Source organism: Olivibacter domesticus (genome assembly GCF_900109575.1).
GTDB classification, from domain to species: domain Bacteria; phylum Bacteroidota; class Bacteroidia; order Sphingobacteriales; family Sphingobacteriaceae; genus Olivibacter; species Olivibacter domesticus.
On the sequence record NZ_FOAF01000001.1, the window covers coordinates 170,415 to 186,261 of the forward strand.

At 36.8% G+C, this 15,847-nt stretch carries 15 protein-coding genes; 11 read left to right on the forward strand and 4 right to left on the reverse strand.

The features are described from left to right. Nucleotides 1–280 precede the first annotated feature (280 nt). From BMY50_RS00670 to BMY50_RS00700, 7 genes are all read left to right on the forward strand, one after another. Nucleotides 281–580 (forward strand): hypothetical protein, encoded by a 300-nt coding sequence (locus tag BMY50_RS00670; RefSeq protein WP_093316659.1) that lies wholly within the window; start codon nt 281–283, stop codon nt 578–580. Between the two features lie 422 nt (nt 581–1,002). Further along, on the forward strand, nt 1,003–2,061 hold the full coding sequence (locus BMY50_RS00675) for a type I restriction endonuclease (RefSeq protein WP_093323394.1): 1,059 nt from the start codon (nt 1,003–1,005) through the stop codon (nt 2,059–2,061). A gap of 74 nt (nt 2,062–2,135) precedes the next feature. After that, on the forward strand, nt 2,136–2,456 hold the full coding sequence (locus BMY50_RS00680) for a hypothetical protein (protein WP_093316662.1): 321 nt from the start codon (nt 2,136–2,138) through the stop codon (nt 2,454–2,456). After that, nucleotides 2,453–3,670, forward strand: coding sequence for a PfkB family carbohydrate kinase (locus tag BMY50_RS00685; protein ID WP_093316664.1), 1,218 nt, complete (start codon nt 2,453–2,455; stop codon nt 3,668–3,670). Before BMY50_RS00680 ends, BMY50_RS00685 begins: the two co-directional genes overlap by 4 nt. Further along, nucleotides 3,663–4,256, forward strand: coding sequence for a 7-cyano-7-deazaguanine synthase (locus BMY50_RS00690; RefSeq protein ID WP_093316670.1), 594 nt, complete (start codon nt 3,663–3,665; stop codon nt 4,254–4,256). Before BMY50_RS00685 ends, BMY50_RS00690 begins: the two co-directional genes overlap by 8 nt. Before the next feature lie 3 nt (nt 4,257–4,259). Further along, on the forward strand, nt 4,260–5,639 hold the full coding sequence (dgt, locus tag BMY50_RS00695; RefSeq protein ID WP_202907712.1) for a dGTP triphosphohydrolase: 1,380 nt from the start codon (nt 4,260–4,262) through the stop codon (nt 5,637–5,639). Then, nucleotides 5,620–6,357 (forward strand): hypothetical protein, encoded by a 738-nt coding sequence (locus tag BMY50_RS00700; RefSeq protein ID WP_093316675.1) that lies wholly within the window; start codon nt 5,620–5,622, stop codon nt 6,355–6,357. The genes dgt and BMY50_RS00700 overlap by 20 nt, the downstream gene beginning before the upstream one ends. Before the next feature lie 24 nt (nt 6,358–6,381). Here the strand turns inward: BMY50_RS00700 and BMY50_RS00705 are convergent, their stop codons facing one another. The 4 genes from BMY50_RS00705 to BMY50_RS00720 all read right to left on the reverse strand — a co-directional run bounded on the left by BMY50_RS00705 (nt 6,382) and on the right by BMY50_RS00720 (nt 10,313). After that, nucleotides 6,382–7,071: a hypothetical protein gene (locus BMY50_RS00705; RefSeq protein WP_093316680.1), complete on the reverse strand. Its 690-nt coding sequence runs from the start codon at nt 7,069–7,071 to the stop codon at nt 6,382–6,384. Nucleotides 7,072–7,587: 516 nt separating this feature from the next. Continuing rightward, complete coding sequence (locus BMY50_RS00710; RefSeq protein ID WP_093316685.1) at nt 7,588–8,178, reverse strand: P63C domain-containing protein; 591 nt, start codon at nt 8,176–8,178, stop codon at nt 7,588–7,590. A 1-nt stretch (nt 8,179) separates the two neighbouring features. Next, nucleotides 8,180–9,394 (reverse strand): XRE family transcriptional regulator, encoded by a 1,215-nt coding sequence (locus BMY50_RS00715; protein WP_093316689.1) that lies wholly within the window; start codon nt 9,392–9,394, stop codon nt 8,180–8,182. Between the two features lie 409 nt (nt 9,395–9,803). Continuing rightward, complete coding sequence (locus BMY50_RS00720) at nt 9,804–10,313, reverse strand: hypothetical protein (RefSeq protein WP_093316695.1); 510 nt, start codon at nt 10,311–10,313, stop codon at nt 9,804–9,806. Nucleotides 10,314–10,891: 578 nt separating this feature from the next. On the opposite strand from BMY50_RS00720, the gene BMY50_RS00730 reads away from it, so the two are divergent. From BMY50_RS00730 to BMY50_RS00745, 4 genes are all read left to right on the forward strand, one after another. Next, nucleotides 10,892–11,275: a hypothetical protein gene (locus tag BMY50_RS00730; protein ID WP_093316705.1), complete on the forward strand. Its 384-nt coding sequence runs from the start codon at nt 10,892–10,894 to the stop codon at nt 11,273–11,275. Between the two features lie 17 nt (nt 11,276–11,292). Beyond that, nucleotides 11,293–11,571, forward strand: a complete 279-nt coding sequence (locus BMY50_RS00735) for a hypothetical protein (protein WP_093316710.1) — start codon at nt 11,293–11,295, stop codon at nt 11,569–11,571. A 437-nt stretch (nt 11,572–12,008) separates the two neighbouring features. Beyond that, nucleotides 12,009–12,317, forward strand: a complete 309-nt coding sequence (locus BMY50_RS00740; RefSeq protein ID WP_093316715.1) for a hypothetical protein — start codon at nt 12,009–12,011, stop codon at nt 12,315–12,317. A 23-nt stretch (nt 12,318–12,340) separates the two neighbouring features. After that, the gene (locus BMY50_RS00745) at nt 12,341–15,832 is read left to right on the forward strand and encodes a SusC/RagA family TonB-linked outer membrane protein (protein WP_093316719.1); all 3,492 of its coding nucleotides are present in this window, start codon (nt 12,341–12,343) and stop codon (nt 15,830–15,832) included. Nucleotides 15,833–15,847: the final 15 nt, after the last annotated feature.

Here is a 15,847-nt window from a genome sequence, read left to right on the forward strand (position 1 = left end):
GCGATCCAAAAGAAAAAATAAAGAGTCAAACTAAAACATTTAACCAAACCATAAAAATCAAAGAAAGCACGATCAACAATCTTGGGGAGGTCTTTTATCTATTTACTGATGTAGATAATGAAATGGACTTAAAAAAATAATTAACAAAAAAACCAATAACCAATAACAAACAACCAATAACTAAATAAAAGACCAAACAATTACCTATACCATACCTGAGCCGTTTCCCGATTTTATAGCATTAATCATAAAGTAGTTGCGTCAATTAACAATCTAATACATGTCAACGCTACACCAAACGAAAGGCCGTTCGCCTGTTCAACAAATATTGGTACAACTAAAAGTGTACCTATTGCTAAGCTTCATTGTCTTAGCGAGTCTCCTGCCCAACCTGGGTATGGCAGCTATACCTGTTTCCACTAACCTTGTCGTAAATAAAGAAACCGTCGTATATATTACCCGAACAGGAGAGAAGTACCATCAAAGCGGCTGTCGATATTTAAGCAAGAGCAAGATAGAAGTTAGCAAGAAAGAAGCAGTAAAGAACGGTTATGCCGCCTGTAAAGTATGTAAACCTTAAAGAAAAATGTGAATTGAAAAATAAGATCAAATAGAAGTAAATCGAGGGAATGTGCGTCGGAACCAATAACTAATAGACGAAAAGTGTGTACTGGCCACTGTGCGTCTCGCAACTCACAACTGGCAACTCACAACTAATCAATATGACTACGGGAACCCGTAAAAAAGTGAGAAGTTTTGTGTTTAACTATGCGATAAAATAAAACAAAAAGCACGGAAACAAAATAGCTCGAAGGAACAAGCCTTTAATAAGAAAAAAGGCGACCTAGAAATTTTCGGATAGCAGAGGCTAAGTAAATGCAGAACCTTTCAAAGAAGATTTTTTATTGTCTTGTTTGTTTTTATAGGCAATAAAGCTTGCTAAAGCAGGTCCAGTCGCGAGCTTTTGTTTCTTTTGGCGGACAAAAGAAAAATAAAAAAATTATGGACTTCAAAGATGAAATTCAACAATTTGCCAAACGGGTAGACCGTTTGCTACCGCAGATCAAAACGGAGGAAGCCACTAAGACCTCCCTCATTATGCCCTTTCTGCGTATCCTCGGGTATGACGTGTTCGATCCATTCGAGGTACAGCCGGAGTTTATAGCCGATATAGGCATTAAGAAAGGGGAGAAGGTAGACTACGCCATCCTGAAAGATGAGAAACCCATCATACTCATCGAGTGTAAGCACTATGCCGATGGGCTCGATCCGCACAATTCGCAGTTGTTCCGTTATTTCCATACCACGGAAGCAAAATTCAGTTTACTCACCAATGGCTTGGAGTATCGCTTTTATACCGACCTGGTATCACCCAATAAGATGGACGAGAAACCATTCTTTGAGTTTAAGATTACCGAGATGCGCGATAATGAGATAGCCGAACTCCGTAAATTCCATAAATCCGTTTTTGATCTGGAGAGCATCTCCAATACCGCAAGCGATCTGAAGTATTTCAATGAAATCAAGATTCTGATCAATGCAGAGATGTATAATCCGAAGGAAGAATTCGTTCGGTATTTTGCGAAGCAGGTTCATCAATGTATAGTAACGGCAAAAGTGCTCGATCAGTTTACCGCATTAACCAAAAGAGTATTCAGCCAGATCGTGAACGATCAGATCAGCGAAAGGCTCAAAAGCGCTTTAAAGAAAGAAACAGAATCGGCGGCAGAAACTACGCCAGCTCCGGTAGAAGCAGAATCTTTAGTGATTACCTCGCAGGATGAGATCGATGCCTACCTCATTATCAAATCCATTTTGCGCAAAGATGTTGAAGTAGGGCGAATCTATATGCGTGATACGCAATCTTACTGTGGCGTACTGTTGGATGATAATAACCGGAAACCGATATGCCGTTTTTACTTTACCGCTAATCGGTTAAGAATCGGATTGTTTGATAGGGATAAGAAAGAAATCAAGCATGATATCGTGCGTTTGGATGATATTTATAATTTCTCGGAAGATATTGCACTGAGTATCGGATATTATGAGAAGGCGGCTTGAGAGCTGGAACTGTAATAAAACGAAACGCAAATAACTTAAAAATCAATTAGCTATTCAATATAAAATTAACAATTATGTCAGGGAGTTCAAATAATTATAGCCCATCATTTAAGAATACCAAGGAGGTCTCCTGTGAAGTGTTCTCTTTCAAGACAAAAATAGCCTCACCTAATCCAGATGTACTAGCTAAATGCGTCATCGGAGATGAATTAATACTTGTATTTAACGATTCGAATGCTTTCTTACTGTATACAAATGATGAAGAATATGCAGGTGGTATTGTTTCTTCCTATCGGGATAAACTTCTTAGTTGCATTAATGAAGGTTTCGTGTATAAAGCAACTATCCTAAAAATTGAAGGTGCCAATTGTGAAATTAGAATTTTAGCAAAATGATAAATGTAGTAGGAAGTGTTTACTATGAAAAATGTTTCGAACCGTTTGTTGAGGAAATTTATGGATCAGGACTGCGGGCATGTACTGCTATTAATGGTATAGATGTCAAGGTTGATGTTAAGTTGTTCACTTTTGGAGATTTAGAGATTAATACATATTTAGAACAGGTCAAGAGCTTTAATGAAAATTTCTCGTATTACATTGAGCCCATAAATAATAGCCTATGTTTTTACTATGATTATCCTTTGTCAGAGCCTCGGATAAATCCTCGTTTGGATACCCTAAAAATTCCTCAGAAATCCTTATCGATTAATGGGGGAAATGTACTACAGTACGGATTTGTTGAAGGTTTAGCTCGGGTTGACGGCAATAAGGTAGTGTATGATCCTCAATCTCCCATAAACCCCAAAAGTTTTAAGGCTAGTGGTTCTATTGCAAAAGAACTGGCAATAGTTGCAAATTTTTCGGAAGCAAAACATCTAGCTGGGTCAGAGAATTTAAATGAGATAAAACACTATTTTTTTTATAAAGAACAAGCGGATATTCTAGTCTTAAAATTAGGAGCTAAAGGTGCTTTAGTCTGTCTAAGCGAATCGGATAAAGAAAATGTTGTTCCCGTATATAAGACTGACAATGTTTATTCCATTGGTTCTGGAGACGTCTTCTCCGCCTTATTTGCTTACCACTGGTTTAACGGAGCGGCACCTTTGGAATCGGCGAAACTAGCATCTTTTGCTACAGCTGAGTATTGTAATAGTGGTCAATATAGTTTTAGTCGATGTATAGATAGAACAAGGTTTAGTCCACTTATAATTAAAAAGGATTTTCCGAAAAAAATCTATTTAGCCGGTCCATTCTTTACAATGTCGGAACGGTGGTTAGTTCAACAGATAAAAATGTCACTTGAGGATTTTGGATTGGAAGTTTTTTCTCCCTGGCATGATGTCGGTTATGGCCCTTCCACTGATGTGGTTTCAAAGGATTTGGAGGCTATTATTAATTGTAATCTTGTTTTTGCTTTAGTCGATGGACTTGACTCCGGGACTATGTTTGAGATTGGTTATGCTTCCAGCTTAAACAAACCAATAATATGTTTCGTGCAAAATGAGAGACTAGAAGATTTAACTATGCTGACTGGGTCAAACTGTTTATTGGTAAATGATATAACGACAGCTATTTATAAAGCATATTGGAAACTTGCAGAAAATGAGTAAAGGCTTATTACTTTCGGGTGGATTAGATTCCATTTCATTGGCTTACATGGTTAGACCAGAGATAGCTTTCACTGTTGATTATGGGCAAAAACCAGCTCAAACTGAAATAAAGATTTCAGAAAATATCTGTAAGATACTTAAAATAAGGCACGAAGTTATTGTAGTAGATTGCTCTTCTCTGGGTAGTGGAGATTTAACGAATAATCCGTCATTAAATACTTCGCCTTCATCTGAATGGTGGCCTTACCGCAATCAGCTTTTGGTTACTTTAGTTGCTATGCGAGCAATAAGTTTAAATGTTAGAGAATTATTGGTGGGATCCGTTAGATCGGACAATTTTCATAAGGATGGAACAATTCCGTTCTATCAAAAATTAGATTCTTTGATGCAGTATCAGGAAGGAAATATGAAGATTTTATACCCCGTCATAGATCTGTATACTCATGAACTTATAATTACTTCTGGGATTCCATTGGACATGATATTAATGGCACATTCCTGTCACACAAGTAATGAGCCATGTGGCTTTTGCCGAGGTTGCTTAAAATACTTAACCGTAAAACAGAAACTAAATATTGAAAATTGAACAATGATGAAAAATCAAATTTGGAAAAAATTACTTAATCCAGCAAGATTAAGAACATCAGATAGGCAAAAGGAAAATGACCCGAGAAACGAGTTTGAAAGCGATTTTGGAAGAATAATTTTCAGCCCTGCCATTCGACGTATGCACGATAAAACCCAAGTGTTTCCGTTAACGGCTGATGATAATATTCATTCAAGGCTAACACATTCTTTGGAAGTAATGGCCATTGGCTATACTTTTGGTTTGAAGATTTGTGAAAATGCTGATTTTGTAAAGAGTACCGGTTATGATAAAAGCGAGTTGGAACGAATAATTTGCATTTTGCTGAAAAACTCGTGTTTAATCCATGATATAGGCAATCCTCCATTTGGTCATTTCGGAGAAGAGGTTATAAAAAATTATTTTAAAGAATACTTTTATAGCGCTAGTAATACAAAAAACCTAAGTATAGACAAGGAACGACAAGAGGATTTTATTCTGTTTGATGGTAATGCTCAAGGATTCAGAATTTTGACGAAACTACAAGTACTGAATGATCCTTTCGGATTAAATTTAACGTACGGAACATTAGCTTCATTCTTAAAATATCCAAATTATGGTAATATTGAAGAGAAAATTCTATCAAAAAGTAAAAGAGGAGTTTTTCAATCTGAAGCTGAATACTTAAAAACAATATTTGTTGACTGCGGACTCCTTGTAGGAGAAGATTATATTCGGCATCCTTTAGCATTTTTGATGGAGGCTGCGGATTCGATATGTTATTTGATAATGGATATTGAAGATGGGCTCAATAAAGGATGGTACGACTATGATGTTTTAGAGAGACAATTGAGTGTGCATTCTCAACTAAAAAATATATTCGATAGACTTAATGTTAAATACAGTAGTCCCACGGATATAATAAAAAAAATTGTTCAGTTCAGAATAGATGTGATTGCTTTAATGGTTAAGGACGCGACAGATTTATTTTTAGCGAAAATAGATAATATATTAGAAGGAAAATATAATAGCGAACTTCTATTTGAAAGACCTGATGCACCAGCACACACTTTAAAAAAATTTTGCAGCGAATTTATTATTTCGAATAGAGAAATTGTTTCGTTGGAAATAACTGGCCACTCAGTATTAACTGGGTTATTGGATTATTATATTAAATTTGTGTTTCACGAAAATAAAAAATATCGAAAACGTGCCTTATCATTGATCTCGAAGAGTATTATAAGCGCGGTTCTATATGAAACGAATACGTTTGGAGAAGAAGGTGCTTTCGAAAGTTTAAGTGACTATAACAAACTGCAGGTTATCGTAGACTTTATAACGGGGATGACAGATCAATTTGCTCTAGATCATTATCAAAAAATTAGTGGCCAAAAAATTATCTGACATAGAAAAAGAAGTTGTTGATTCGACAGAGAGTTTTATCCGTTATTTGGATAAAGCTGTCGATAAAGATACTATGTCAATTCTTCATGCTATAAATCAAGAAACAGATCTTTTAATTTTCAGTGGAATAATTAGAAATTTTTTCTTAGGTATTTCTACTAATAGAGATTTAGATATCACTCTCGAGAAAAAAATCGATGTAATCAAGTATTTTCGAGGATGGGAAATTAAATATAACAGTTATGGGGGCTACAAATTATTTAATGGTTCACTTGATATTGATCTTTGGTTTATTGAGGATTCTTGGGCATTTAATCACTATCAAAAACAACTTGGATTTCAACTTGACAGGAAAATACCAGATACCGTTTTTTTTAATTTTTCTGCGGTAGCATTTTCTTTTCGCCAGAAAAAATTCTATTTTACAAAACATTTCGTAAGATTTTTGAGGGATAAGAAAATCGATATAGTAAGTAAAGATAATGCAAATAATATGTTATGTGTTGTCAACACATTATATTATTCCGATAAATACAAGTTGAAGATATCTGAAAATCTTTTTGAGTATATAAGAGATCTATTTAAAGATTATCCTGGTAGCTATGATGACGTTCAGAAGAAACACTTTGGAAAAGTTTTATATTCAAAGTACGATATCAAAATAAGGTTAGAAAAACCGAAATTTAAAATTGTTAAAACAAGAGCTAAAAAGTTCTAAAATTTAAAGACCATATTTTTCATATCATAAGTATGGTTCAAACATTAAAGATGTTCTGTTGATATCAAGTTTATACATGTTAAGACAGTTGCACCTAGGAATACAAATGCGCCGTTCAATAGGAATTTTTAATTCACTTTCTGACATACTTATCTTTAATGCTCCAACAGCCATGCTGTAAAAATCGACCCCAGTATTGTCTTGAATTTGTGGGTCATCAACTATTATCTTTGATATATAATTTTTTAGAGGTAATTCACCTCCGCAGTGTCGAAGAACTAACATTTGATCAAATCTTCCTACGAAAAAATTTTCTTCTAAATCTTGCTTGTTTTGGAACCACCGGTGTTTTTCTGATTTATTAGCCCACTTTGTTGGATTTAATTTAGTAACCCAAATTCGGCCAGTATTGTTTCGATCAAGTATCTTTACATCAATTACAAATGTAACAGGTCCATAAGCGTTGATTTTACTAGCCCGTCTATGTATGTCGACAGCATCTAGAAATATGTCATACCATACACTATAGCGTTTATCGACGTCGTCAGAAGTTTGTGGCGTTTGCTTTAATCCATTACGCTCAGTGTTTCCCCGAGACATTAAAGATCGATATTTCAGAAACATACTTGCTGTTGCTACACTATTTGCATGGAAGAGGTACTCTACTCCCTTTTGTACGAGTATTTCATAGACGTGTTTTGACGGGATATGCATATTGTCATTTATCTTTATAATAAAATTACATAACTTAGATGATTATATGCATTTTGCATCAAAAAATAATTTTCTGATATAGAAGGAATGAGATTCACTAATGTCATACTTTTAGCCAATTGTTTGAGACGGATTGATTTAGGGCTAATCTAGTAGCGGTTATAAAGGACACTAATGTCAACGTTTACTATCCTAAAGGCATTATTTGCCTCAGATGTTCTGTGGAGGTTACGGATATTTATATCAACGTTAGCCATATCACAGAAAAATATGAGAGCAAACACACTTTTTATTTTCTTCCATTTTTAAAGCGAGAAAATATCGTCCTAGTTGAATTAATCTAATTTCTAAAAGACAATTATAGTGATTATAACTAAAATGCTAAATGACTTAAAAAATCGTTTGATTTTATGACGATCGGAAATATGGTATCCAACTTGACACAAAAGATCATGCAATGCCGTCGAGGAAGTTGCAGTTGTCAAATTCAAACCATTGTCCGATTAGTCGAGCAACCTAATTTGCAAGGCATTTCAATTGAACGGACAATTCATATTTTGCAGTATATTGAAGCTCAAAATCGTACCAATCTTTAGCATCTTGCATTACGTCGATCGCTTCCTGTATATATTGTTCAAGTAAAAGCAACCCCTCATCGTTCAGGAATTGGAAAAGCTTATACTTTCTTACATATCCACTAACCAATGGGTTATCTTTGGCCAATAAAATTGGCAATACATCTTTTTTGAAACGAGCATAAATATATTTCTTGATATAGGTTGCAACTACTGGTGGCTTAATAAAGTCATTCGGATTAAGGTGATTCCAGCCGGAGAGTTTATACATCAATTTGAAAAATGGCTTGCTATTTGGAAACATAGGTGAGTACTCTCTGGCCATATCACTTATAATATCTTTAACTTCCTTTATTGTAAATTGACGACCGTTTTGCAGCTGATGTATTTCCTCTTCTACGTTATCAGGCCGATGAGAAATTAAAGCTTCAGTATTAAATAATAACAGACTTTGCTCGTCCTTATCACGGACTTTCTTAAGCTCTTTATCTGGAGCTTCCTGATTTTGCAATGATTTTGATTGTTTTGCCATATTAAATTGAATATATATCTACATTTCTGTTTTTTGAAATCTGTTTTACTGGGATAAAATCTAAAAATTCGCTTGCCTTAAAACGTTCCAATAAGTTGTCAAAATTTGGCATATACCTATCGTATTTTCCATAGGTGTTAGATTCTTCATTATCCCAATTGAAAAAGGTATAAATTATGCTTGGATGGACATGATTCTGTTCAGCAAATTGCTTTACATATTTGGGTTCATTAATATGCGCCCTTATAATATTCATTTTCTCATCTGAAAACAAATATTGACGCGCAAAATTATTAGCTTCACTTTCGTTGATATTCATCGAATCTGTTTCTCCCGTGATGTGGTATTTCTCGGTTTTTATTTCCTCCCAATCATATAAAACATGAAAAAGTTCATGAATCAGGGCGAACCACATCGTCGCGTAGAATTTTGTGTACTTTGTTAAAATGATACACGGCTTATCCCTATAAGCCAGAGTTGCACCACGTAAATGCAAATCTGTGGTGAATTTAGGGACAAAAATTAAGGTAATTCCTAGTTTAAATAGTGCTTGGGCAACTAAAAGCAATCCTTTTTCAACATTTAAAGAATGCCATCTGATTTGAGGAAAGTAGTCAATTAACCCGTCTCTGTCATATTCATAAGGATTTGGTGTTCTTTCTAAACTCTGACAAGCAGCCGCATACCAGAATGTTAGATTCTCTTTATTTGTTGTTCTTTTTCCACTACTAAAGGCGGCGGTTATCCTATGCTTTCCATGATCGAAAATACTATTATAGCCAAAAAATGAGTTTATTCGCCGTTCGATATCATCGAAATCATTGATACTATCAATAAACCCTATCTTTTTTAAACTGGGAAGGTTAAAATTGTTAATGATGAAGCTCCTTCTTTTAGCCAATGAAATGGTCTCATTATGAGTCTCATTGACAAGCTGAAAATATTTGTTGACAATTTCTTCATGAGATATTTCTAAAAAATCTGATAGTTTAAGAATCGTTACGAAGTCTACTTTTTTTGCTTCTCCAGTTAGAATTGCGTTAAGTGTTTTATGATCAATACCTAATATCTTTAGGGATTGATGCTTTGTTATATCCAAATAAGTAAGTCTCTGTTCAAATAATTCTTGCAGAGGATAGTAGTTCACCGTCGAATCTTCATTGAAAATTTTTTTCAGTAATGCGTCGATATCCTTATGTCTATTGTTTTTGTCCATCAAAATCGGGCCGTTTTACCTAACAAATATAGTAATAATGTTGTATAAGAAGAATATTTTATATAAAGTCAGGCGTTTTTTCCTAACTTTATATAAATACGTTCTGTGGGACCAATAAGTATTAGATTAAAATAACAAGTCGAAAAACTGCTACAAATACGTAACAAACTTTTGTAATATAAAAAAGTGATTAAATTGACTCCATAGGTTAGAAATTAGGATTTTTGTTGCATGCAGGGACGGTTAGGCTAGAAGCTTCATAACCTTTTGCTCATCTTCAATAAGATGAGTTTTAGCTTTTTGTTATGTTTCACCCACCGAAAAGCAAATTACGTTTATCAGGAGGCGTACATTCTGTCTCGTTTAATCATAGCTTGACTTGTGCTGGCATATTCCGTTACTTATTTACTTATATTATTTCTTTATACACAAATTTATCTGCTTCATTTTTTCGTCTCGCTATTTTATCTTGATTCCTACTCATAGCTAAAGAAATATAAGCACTGCTAAATTCCCAATTCCTGGCTCTGAATAGTTCTCTGATTTTTTTTACGGTTAGCCCTTTATTAATAAATTCTTCATTGGATAGTAATTCAAAATTGATGGCGTATGTAATAGACGGACGATCTTCGAGAATTTTACTATATTCTATATTACCTTTATGCGTTACAATGAGCTTATCTCTAAAAAGACGATCGATTTCAAGCTCCGTCTTATTTATGCTTGCCAGTGATTTCCGAAAGAAATTGCATGCCCTATTAATGTTGTCGATACTGAAATCAGCCTCGCCTTTTTTTATTCTTTTAAGTTGCTTATCAGATATTTCTAAAAGATTTGCAAAGCTTACATCAGTGACTCCCGAATAGTCTATAAGTTTGAAGATGTTTTTACGTATCAGGTCTTTGTTTAGATTAGCCATGATGCTAATCTGATGTTCTTTTTGATTACAAAAAGTGACAATATTTTCTTTTTTTGAAATCTAATACTTATCTTTGTTTTATTGATACATAAATGATTTGAATAATTGAATGTTTTATGTTTTAATAAGGTGTTAACATAAAGAGTCTCGTCCATTAACTCTGACAATAAATTACAAGCGAGGCGGTAGGTTAATGCCCATAGCGATATTTTGTGTACTTTTGGTAGACACTGTAGCGCATGGGCTGCTATCGTAATTCCGTCTTGTAAGGGGTCAGAGCCTTGTGGAGCGGTTGATGGCGGCCCGCTATAGTTTAAGGGTTTCCAATACCGCATAAGGAAGACTCGTTAAATAAAAACGAGTTATGAAAATTGAACCTAAACACACCAATCAGTTAATCATCAGTGCCCCGGAATAGTTTCAGTATTACTTTTCTTTCAGCTCGGCGCAAGCTGTTAGATTTTTGTTGAACCTAATAAAATTTTAAGTGAACGATTATTCGTAATGGCAGACCTACGTCCTTTTGGATTGATAGGATCAGATCGATACCCTTGCGGATCAAATACCAATGATGAAACATGACCATAAAGAAGAAGCCTTTTCCTGATACAGATTATGTGGCTCTCATTAATGCGTTTAGAAGTATTCGGAAAGTAGGCTATAAGCCAACCGATGTAATCAATACATTCTGGGATAAATATAAGTATGAAGATGCTATTGCACATGTATACGAAACTTATCTACGAATGAAAGGGAAAAAGGACAACCTACACGCAACGCCCGAGCAACTGGATGAATATGTAATAGACGTAATGGACTTGTTGGTAGCTTATTTCTTTTCACATTTTGATGTTTTTGAAAAGGGAGAGATAACTGTCGATATGGAAAAATGTCTTTCCTACGAACCTCCGACAGATCCGGGTGAAAAAATCCTGAAATCATTATTCGGCTTTATCGACTAAGAGAAATTACTAAAAAAATGAACAATAATTTACTGTTTTTAAATGACGACTATAAGCCGTTAGAGAAAGCCAAGGAAAAAGTGAAGGCCGATGACTATAATCCGCACAAAGAAATAGAAATGTTCTGGGGTAAATTCGGTGGTGAACGTGGAATTTCAAATGCTTATGAAATTTATCTGCGGATGAGAGGAAGAGGCGCAAACCGTTTTGTCTCCGATATGGAAATTGATGAGTATATCGAGGATTTAATGTCCGTACTGATGGCCTACTACTTGAAATACAGAAGAGTATATTAACTAAATTTTAGCAAACATCCAATCTTAAAAATGAACAAGGAAATTGTAATGGGAGGAGTGTACCCCGCCAGTACCTCTCTTCGAGACGGCTTCGGAGCTCAATGCCACCTTGGTGCGAATTCAATGAGAACTTGTGGCGACCTCCGTCGGCACCAGCCCCAGCGAGTTGTCCTTAAGTTGCCATCGAGTTGGCAATCATCTGAGAGGCCGGTTAGGAGAGAGGTCGAAAAGACGAAGAGAGAAAGATGTTCTGGTTTGGAAAGTTCTAATTCGTTATGGCTTACGCCTCGTATCTATAAAATCTTGTCTGTGTTTGTTTGGCTCACGCCCGGCAGCGGGGATTAGGAACCTCGCTGCCACCGGCGTGGCTTATACTGTGAGTAGGTATCAGCATAGATAACAAATATTGAATTAATATTTATTACTAAACCTAAAAAATGAATAAAGACAGCAATTTAACAATGATAGACCGGCCGCGCATGCTGAACGCTTTCTATAGTTTTCATATAGACGACTACAAACCGACAGAAGTGGTAAAAGAATTCTGGAAAAAATATTCTTGCCTCAAAGCAGCGCGCAATGTTTATGAAATCTTTCACATACTAAATGGTAGGGATGCTGAGAGCTTTGATAGTAAAGAGCAACTACACATTTTTCTAGATGATTTAATGGCCATGTTCGTGTCAGAATACTATGTTCAGCTGAACGGTGCAGTACCCAAAATACCATATAGACCTAAATCTTAACCTAACACCTAAACGAATAAAAAATGAACGATTCTTTTAAAAGGCGCTGGAGAGATTCACGACGGATTCGACAAATGTTCGACTATGTCACGTTACTTTTTCGCGGTTCCCTTATACAAAATTTTCTGGTCTATTTTTCGGTGTTTTTAGCCAGAACGCTTAGCCCTGCCTTGAGCCTACCTAAGCCCTGTCTAAGCCCTACTTTAGCACTAGGAAAAAAACGTAGGCTTATTGGTCCGTTTTTCGGTTTTCTAATAAGTTTTCACATGATCTTGTTCTGTGTTTGTTTGGCCCACGCCCGGCAGCAGGGATTAGGCACCCCTGTTGCCACCGGCGTGGCTTTTCAGAGCAGTTATGCTGTTACAGGTAAAGTAATGTCGGTGGCTGATCGTAAGCCGTTAGAAGGGGCCACCATTAGTGTACAAGGCAAGCAAACAAAAGTACTCACAAATGCCGACGGAGCCTTCCGCATTGTCACAAGCGATACGAGCGGTGTTTTATTGGTCAGTTTTGTAGGTTACCAAACTGCCGAAATCAATTTTAATAGGAGAGAGGCCGGGCCATTTACCATCCACCTTGAAAGCAACGGCACTCAACTTGACGAGGTGCAGGTAAGTACAGGTTATCAGACTTTGCCGAAAGAAAGGGCAACGGGGAGTTTTGCCCAACCGGTAAAGGAGCTGTATGATGGTAGAATAGCAACGGATGTGATTACGAAGCTGGAAGGGATAACACCTGGTTTGACGTTCAATCGGAATACCACTTTAGCCAACAGCGGCCAGCTTGATATCAATATCCGCGGAAGAAGTACCATACATGCTGATGATCAACCATTGATAGTGGTTGATAATTTTCCATACAGCGGTGATATCAATAATCTTAACCCGAATGATATTGAGAATATTACAATACTTAAAGATGCGGCAGCGGCATCCATTTGGGGTGTAAGGGCGGGGAATGGTGTGATTGTTATTACCACTAAAAGAGGCTCATTTAGCCAGCGATTGAAAGTTAATGCAAACGCTAACGTAACCGTGGGCGAAAAACCGAACCTATTCTACAATCCTTATTTTTTAGGCTCGTCAGCTTACATTGATATTGAAGAAATGCTCTTTAATTTAGGTGCTTTTGATGGTGATATAGATAATAAGATAACTTACCCCATTCTGTCGCCTGTAATAGAAATGCTGGCAAAAAAACGGGTAAGTGAGGTTGGTAACGAAGATGTGGAGAGACAAATTGCTTATTTAGGCAACCAAGATATACGGACTGATGTTCAACGCTATTTGCTTCGTCCGTCTGTAAGGCAGCAGTATTCATTTTCACTTAACGGGGGAGGCGAAAAAACTACTCACTTGTTTTCTGCCGGATATGACAACAATAGCAGCTCGTTGATAGCCAACAGTGATAAGCGGATTACGCTTAGTTCGCAGAATAATTTTCGTCTCTCCAAAAATCTCACCTTTGATGTTGGGCTGAACTATGCGCAGCAAATGCGGCAAATGGATGGTACTTACAACTATGTCACAGCGACCGATTTTCCTTACCAAAAATTGATGGATGAATCAGGGAACCTACTTTCAGTATTACGGGGTAGCAGTCGTTCTTTTATAGATCAGGCACCGTCAATCGGTTTTTTGGATTGGAGTTATACACCACTCCATGATCTTGGTATGGGAAAGGATCGGTCGACTGGTACTGATATCCGTGTATTGACTGGTTTAAAATACAGCTTACTCAAAGGCTTGAGTGTAGATGTAAAGTATCAGTACCAGAACTATCGTTTTCAAAAACGAAATTTCCAGAGCGAGGATACCTATTACACAAGAAATATCATCAATAGATATGCGACGCTAGAAGACGATATGGTGAGGAAGTTCAATGTGCCTTTAGGTGGTATTTTGAACACATCGTTTGATAACCAGATCGCACATAATGTGAGGGGGCAGCTTAATTACGATCTACAATTAAACCGTCATCAATTATTTGTAGTGGCGGGCTTAGAGTTTAATGAGGTTTTGAATGAGGCTACCAACGCCGCGCTTTATGGTTATGATGACGAACTGGCTACATTTAAACCGGTTGATAATATTACCACTTTTCCTTTGAATCCCGGAGGCAATTCGAGTGCAATGATCCCCTCTAGTGTGGGCATTGCTGCTAGTGCGGCTCGCATCCGTTCTATTTACGGTAATGCCGCCTATACGTACAACGATCGTTACACGTTTTCAATTAGTGCGCGAGCGGATGGCTCTAATTATTTTGGGGTTAATGCTAATCAAAAGACGGTGCCACTATGGTCGGTAGGTGGAAAATGGGATTTGGATAAAGAAACTTTTTATCGGAGCAGCTTTTTGCCTTATCTAAAGTTACGCTTAACATATGGTTCTAATGGAAATTTAGATAGAAGTATTACGGGTGTTACGACTTTTAGATATCTCAGTAATGCTGTTTGGACGGGCCATCGTTATGCTGATATCTCTAATTACGGTAACCCCGATTTGGGATGGGAAAAGACAGCGATAACAAATTTGGGTATTGACTTTTCATTGAAGAATCATATTCTTTCTGGAAGTATCGAGTACTTTATCAAAAAGGGAACGGATCTGTTGGGAGATAGGCTTTTCCCTAATAGCGTCGGTTTACGATCATTGAGAGGGAATTATGCAGCAAGCCAGGGGAGTGGCTTTGATATCGTGCTCACCAGTAAAAACTTAACAGGCAGATTTGTTTGGTCCAGCCAGCTGCTTTTAAGTCGGGCTACTGATAGGGTTACGCGGTACGATGTGCAGCTTCCTGCTACCTCTAGCATGGTGGCATCGGGTACTACATTGACATATGTTATAGGTAAACCTGTTTATAGTATTTTTAGCTATAAATGGGCTGGTTTAGACCCCGATTCTGGCGATCCACAGGGTTATGATCAGGCAGGGGGAATCAGCAAAGACTACGCTTCGCTCATTAATCCCAACCTCTCCGATTTGGTGTACCACGGCTCTGCTAGACCAACTGTTTTCGGCGGTATCAGTAATACTTTTTCTTATAGCAGATTTTCGCTCTTCGTAAACATAGCGTACAAGTTTGGCTATTATTTCCGAAGGCCAACGGTCTCTTATAGCATTTCTCCAACAACCGTTTCGATCAGTGCTTTAGCAAATGCGGATTTTCTGAACCGCTGGCAAAATCCAGGGGACGAACTTAATACAGATGTCCCCTCATTTAGTTATCCCTTTGAAAATGATCGAAATAGTTTTTATAGTAGATCTGAAGTAACAGTAGAAAAAGGAGATCATATAAGGTTGCAAGACATTAATTTAAGTTATGCACTAAATCCAGCATTTGCTAGCTGGATGGCTATGCAGGAATGCCGCTTCTTTGTCTACATTAATAACATCGGCCTTTTATGGAAAGCGAATAAAGTGGACTTAGATCCAGATGCAGTGCCTGCTTCTGCCGATTATACAAGGGTACCTACTCCGCGCTCTATTGCTTTCGGTATTAAATTGACTCTTTAACAATGTATCAAAACT

What these genes read in the sequence shown, in the direction of transcription:
- BMY50_RS00670 (WP_093316659.1), top strand. Translation starts at nt 281, where the DNA reads ATGTCAACGCTACACCAAACGAAAGGCCGTTCGCCTGTTCAACAAATA.
- BMY50_RS00675 (WP_093323394.1), top strand. Translation starts at nt 1,003, where the DNA reads ATGGACTTCAAAGATGAAATTCAACAATTTGCCAAACGGGTAGACCGT.
- BMY50_RS00680 (WP_093316662.1), top strand. Translation starts at nt 2,136, where the DNA reads ATGTCAGGGAGTTCAAATAATTATAGCCCATCATTTAAGAATACCAAG.
- BMY50_RS00685 (WP_093316664.1), top strand. Translation starts at nt 2,453, where the DNA reads ATGATAAATGTAGTAGGAAGTGTTTACTATGAAAAATGTTTCGAACCG.
- BMY50_RS00690 (WP_093316670.1), top strand. Translation starts at nt 3,663, where the DNA reads ATGAGTAAAGGCTTATTACTTTCGGGTGGATTAGATTCCATTTCATTG.
- dgt (WP_202907712.1), top strand. Translation starts at nt 4,260, where the DNA reads ATGATGAAAAATCAAATTTGGAAAAAATTACTTAATCCAGCAAGATTA.
- BMY50_RS00705 (WP_093316680.1), bottom strand. Translation starts at nt 7,071, where the DNA reads ATGCATATCCCGTCAAAACACGTCTATGAAATACTCGTACAAAAGGGA.
- BMY50_RS00710 (WP_093316685.1), bottom strand. Translation starts at nt 8,178, where the DNA reads ATGGCAAAACAATCAAAATCATTGCAAAATCAGGAAGCTCCAGATAAA.
- BMY50_RS00715 (WP_093316689.1), bottom strand. Translation starts at nt 9,394, where the DNA reads ATGGACAAAAACAATAGACATAAGGATATCGACGCATTACTGAAAAAA.
- BMY50_RS00720 (WP_093316695.1), bottom strand. Translation starts at nt 10,313, where the DNA reads ATGGCTAATCTAAACAAAGACCTGATACGTAAAAACATCTTCAAACTT.
- BMY50_RS00730 (WP_093316705.1), top strand. Translation starts at nt 10,892, where the DNA reads ATGACCATAAAGAAGAAGCCTTTTCCTGATACAGATTATGTGGCTCTC.
- BMY50_RS00735 (WP_093316710.1), top strand. Translation starts at nt 11,293, where the DNA reads ATGAACAATAATTTACTGTTTTTAAATGACGACTATAAGCCGTTAGAG.
- BMY50_RS00740 (WP_093316715.1), top strand. Translation starts at nt 12,009, where the DNA reads ATGAATAAAGACAGCAATTTAACAATGATAGACCGGCCGCGCATGCTG.
- BMY50_RS00745 (WP_093316719.1), top strand. Translation starts at nt 12,341, where the DNA reads ATGAACGATTCTTTTAAAAGGCGCTGGAGAGATTCACGACGGATTCGA.